The organism is Oceanobacillus luteolus, from assembly GCF_042678205.1.
Lineage (GTDB): Bacteria > Bacillota > Bacilli > Bacillales > Amphibacillaceae > Oceanobacillus > Oceanobacillus luteolus.
Map to the genome: position 1 here is coordinate 1 of NZ_JBHUDE010000058.1, position 684 is coordinate 684.

Genomic DNA, 684 nt, shown 5'->3' on the forward strand with positions numbered 1-684 from the left:
CCCTTTCGTAATATAAGGTTAACCAGATATTTCTGGTTGACCATTTTTTATATGGTTTTATTATAACAGTAGCCGGGGTAGAACGTCTCTGCCCGTGGGACATTTGATCCCGTCAACTAAACCGTTCGCCCCCTACTTGTAAAAACATGATTGAGCTGGTTGGGACCCGATCCCGTTTAACATGCGAAGCTATGACATTACAAGGAGGATTAGGGGTACCGGCAAATATTTTTTTGAGGAGGAGATTTTTGTATGAATCCAGTCGTTGGTCTGGATGTTTCTAAAGGGGAAAGTCAGGTTCAAGCATTTTTGGACAAGAAAAAGCCATATCGTAAAAGTTTTAAAGTGGAGCATACTCGTGAGGGCTTAACAGCACTTCATGATTTTTTGAAGCACTTAAAGGAAATTACGGGGCAGAAGCCAGCAGTTGTTTTGGAAGCTACCGGACACTATCATGCTTCGGTTGTTCAGTTTTTGGAGGAGCATAATTATTTGTTAATTATCGTCAATCCACTGATTTCATATAGGGCAAAGAGTTCTAGTTTGCGTAAGGTTAAGACAGACGCCGTTGATGCTTATCTTCTGTGCGAACTATATTATAAAGAGGATTTAGAACCTTATAAAAAGCGAGGTGTTCAACTCTTAAACCTTCGCAATTTAACTCGCCAACATGAGAACATTACA

At 40.2% G+C, this 684-nt stretch carries 1 protein-coding gene; it reads left to right on the plus strand.

All coding sequences use genetic code 11. From position 1 onward, the window contains the following. Positions 1–252 precede the first annotated feature (252 nt). The coding region (locus ACFSBH_RS12095; protein WP_379597729.1) for an IS110 family transposase at positions 253–684 on the plus strand (432 nt) is incomplete at its 3' end.